General features: G+C 42.5%; 3 protein-coding genes. All 3 read left to right on the plus strand.

All coding sequences use genetic code 11. The features are described 5' to 3' along the window. Positions 1–328: 328 nt before the first annotated feature. Positions 329–1,705, plus strand: a complete 1,377-nt coding sequence (locus ACED46_RS21485; RefSeq protein WP_371722412.1) for a uracil-xanthine permease family protein — start codon at positions 329–331, stop codon at positions 1,703–1,705. Between the two features lie 246 nt (positions 1,706–1,951). Then, entirely contained in the window at positions 1,952–2,443 is a 492-nt protein-coding gene (locus ACED46_RS21490; RefSeq protein WP_010439712.1) for a VOC family protein, read from the plus strand. A 335-nt stretch (positions 2,444–2,778) separates the two neighbouring features. After that, positions 2,779–3,204 carry a septal ring lytic transglycosylase RlpA family protein gene (locus ACED46_RS21495; protein WP_371722413.1) on the plus strand — a complete coding sequence of 142 codons (426 nt, stop codon included), beginning with the start codon at positions 2,779–2,781 and terminating at the stop codon, positions 3,202–3,204. Positions 3,205–3,656 lie beyond the last annotated feature (452 nt).

Consider the following 3,656-nt stretch of genomic DNA (forward strand, 5'->3'; position numbering starts at 1 on the left):
AGATTACACCGCAACTTACTTTCTCTTCCATACACCAGAAATCAGCATAGCTCCGTTACTGCCTTCCATAGGTAGAAAAACCGAAACACCCCCTAAAGAGGATTGGTAGCGATACCAATCCTTTTTTGTGTCTGTAGGGCTAAATTTGGGAACATCGGATAAACTATCGGTTGCACTAAAACAAGCCGACATTGTTGCTCTATAGTGCACGTTGGACTGATTGAAAACTTAACTGATTGATAAGTATGATGTTAAACCATTGGCATATATGTTGCTCTATTGCCTTTATATAAATTGTATACAATAAAAAATACATAAAGGAAGTCACATGGAACAGAACAGTGAATTGATCTACGGATTAGACGATCGACCATCAGTTAAAGCAGCCAGTTACGCGGCGCTGCAGCATGTATTAGCCAGCTTTGTTGGCATTATCACACCAACGCTCATTATTGGCGGTGTTTTAGGGTTGGGTGAACACATCCCTTATTTGATCAGCATGGCACTGATGGTGTCTGGGGTCGGCACTTTTATACAAGCTAGGAAAATAGGGCCAGTTGGCGCAGGGATGATCTGTGTCCAAGGGACCAGCTTTGCGTTCTTAGGTTCTGTGTTAGGTGCGGGTTTTCTTGTTAAATCAAATGGAGGTGGGCCGGATGAAATGCTCGCCACCATTTTTGGTGTCTGCTTCTTTGGTGCATTTGTCGAAATCGTCCTATCGCGCTTTATCGAAAAACTCAAAGTAGTGATCACGCCCGTTGTTACTGGCATCGTTATCACGACGATTGGTGTCTCTTTGATTAAAGTCGGCGTCACTGATATCGCTGGTGGTGTTGGCGCAGAAGATTTTGGTTCTGGAAGCAATTTGATGTTGGGTGCGATTGTGCTCGGAACCATAGTGGCACTTAACCTAAGCAACAACACCATGGTAAGGCTGTCGTCGATTTTAGTCGGATTGGTTGTAGGGTGGGGCGTTGCTATTCTGATGGGCAAAGCGCCAATGGTTTCTTTTGCATCTCAACCGCTATTGAGTATCCCAGTCCCATTTAAATATGGCTTCGCTTTTGATTGGCAAGCCTTCCTCCCTATTGCTTTTATCTACTTGATTACTGTTATTGAAACGACGGGTGACCTTACCGCCAATAGCATGTTCTCAGGCCAACCAGTTAAGGGTCCAAAATACATCAATCGACTCAAGGCGGGCGTGCTAGGTGACGGCGTAAACTCGCTCATCGCAGCGGTATTCAATACTTTTCCGAACACGACTTTCAGCCAGAACAACGGTGTGATCCATTTTACGGGGATCGCGAGTCGCTACATCGGCTACTTCATTGCCGCGATTCTTTTTCTGTTAGGGTTATTTCCCATCTTAGGTGCGGTTTTAATGACGATTCCAAAGCCAGTATTGGGCGGGGCGACATTAGTGATGTTCGGTACGGTTGCTGCGGCGGGCATCAAAATCATCGCCAATGAAAAACTGGATCGCCGCAGAATTATGACGATTGCCATCTCACTAGGCTTAGGGCTTGGGGTGATGCTAGTGCCGGATTTATTGAAAGAAGCGCCCAAGCTAGTGCAAAGCATATTTGGCTCACCTGTAACCATGTCTGGTATTGCCGCGCTTGTGACTACCGGGTTGATGTCTTTGGTGCCTGAAACAAAAGCCAAGCAGATTTCGAACGTCGTACAGACCAGTAAAGCGTAACGGGCTTCTTCGTGCTGAACTAAGGATGTTTAACTAGAGCCACATGACATATGTGGCTCTCAACTTTAACTTATTGTGTGACGTGTTGGCATCTCACTTAACTTGGTAAATAACATAAAATTATCATTAATATAAATTATGATAATTTCAGTTAATCGTCGTGTCTCCATATACTCTCTCCATCGAAACGAAACACCGAAGCGAGTCTTCGAAAAATACAGAATTAAAGAGAATTTGGAGAAAGTTATGAAAATGAATCACGTAGGCATCATGGTTGGCGACATGGACAAAGCAGTCGAGTTTTACACAAAAGCGCTAGGTCTAAGAATCGTAATGAACAACACTAAAGTGATGGAAGAGCGCGAATCAGCAATCGGCCGCATGTGTATTGCAGTATTTGGTGAAGGCTTTAAAGGTTTCAACATTGCTCACCTAGTCACTTCAGATGGTATCGGTGTTGAGCTGTTCGAAATGAAAGATCGTCAAGAGCGTCATGAAGTAGATTTCTCTCGCTTAGGTATCTTTCACTTCTGTCTGCAGCTTCCAAAAGAGCAGTTTCATTCAGCGATTAAGCGTGTTGAAGAGTTTGGCGGTAAGGTTCGTATGGACATCATGCGCTACCACCCAGAAGACGAACTAAAACAAGCACAAATGGTTTACCTAGAAGACCCGTTTGGCAACCTGTTCGAGTTCTACTCGCACACATACGAAGACACGTACGCGACTGATTACGAGTAATCGCGTTACTACCTTCCATAAGGTAGATAAACCGAAACACCCCCTAAAGAGGATTGGTAGAGATACCAATCCTTTTTTTGTTTGTGTGCTTTTTAAGTGCTCCATCATGTGGTGGTGGTTAATAAACCAACAACTTTAAGGCATTGTTAAAGTTGACGTTTTGAAGATAAAACCTTTCATGAATATGACTGAAGCGAGCGTGCTTCATGAAAACATTGCGGAATCACACTAGTGATAGCCTTCGCTGAGAACTCATAATACTCAGTTCAATACTGCTGAACCGCACTACAATGAAAATAGATAAACATTACATGAAGAAGATCTACTGAAATAGCATGAAAAAACTAAACCTTATCTTTGCCGCTTTTCTTATTACTTTGCTTGCCGGATGCTCGTCACATGCGGCCGTCGATACTTCAAAAACAAAGGGCTATGCCAATTCACATGCGCTTGTGGGAGTGGCTTCTTGGTATGGCGATAAATTCCATGAAAAACTGACGGCAAGTGGTGAAACGTATAATAAAAACGCCTATACAGCCGCTCACAAAACCTTGCCATTTGGGACTATCGTGAGAGTGACCAATACAGCCAATAACAAGTCAGTCGATGTCAAAATTAACGATAGAGGCCCTTACGTAAAAGGCCGAGTGATTGACCTTTCCCACAAAGCATTTTCTCAAATTGGTGACGTTAAGAAAGGCGTAGTAAAAGTCAAAATTGAGATTATTGATGACAGCAACACCTTTCGATACAAACACTAGAATCCCCTCCTAACCTCCCCTTGGTGTACATCTCCGCTCCCTTACCAGCAACGGGAAGGGGAGGAAAAAAACCTCGATCTCGATGATTGAATAGCATATTTATGCTTACTCGATAAGGCTGCTTTTGCAGCCTTTTTTGTGCCTTTCGATAATCCATTTTTAATAAGATTATCTTATTTTCAGTATGTGGGTTGATGATGTTATGTGGTCAATAAATCAGTGTCTTAGCTTTCTTATCATTAGGGTTCATTGAAATTCATTGTGAAATAATGAAAAGCTAACCTAATCCAAGTTGAGCTTTGGTGTGATTAACAGTGAAAGCCTAAGGGCAATTACATTTAGTTACTTACTGAAGTAAAACTGAAATATTAGTTACACGGTTCTGAAATTTTTGGTGTTTCATAGACAGGATCTTAAGAGCTAACTTGTTTATTTAGATAGAAAAAAGGCTT

It is taken from the genome of Vibrio sp. 1S139, assembly GCF_041439475.1.
Classification (GTDB): Bacteria; Pseudomonadota; Gammaproteobacteria; order Enterobacterales; family Vibrionaceae; genus Vibrio; species Vibrio crassostreae_C.

What these genes read in the sequence shown, in the direction of transcription:
- ACED46_RS21495 (WP_371722413.1), top strand. Translation starts at nt 2,779, where the DNA reads ATGAAAAAACTAAACCTTATCTTTGCCGCTTTTCTTATTACTTTGCTT.
- ACED46_RS21485 (WP_371722412.1), top strand. Translation starts at nt 329, where the DNA reads ATGGAACAGAACAGTGAATTGATCTACGGATTAGACGATCGACCATCA.
- ACED46_RS21490 (WP_010439712.1), top strand. Translation starts at nt 1,952, where the DNA reads ATGAAAATGAATCACGTAGGCATCATGGTTGGCGACATGGACAAAGCA.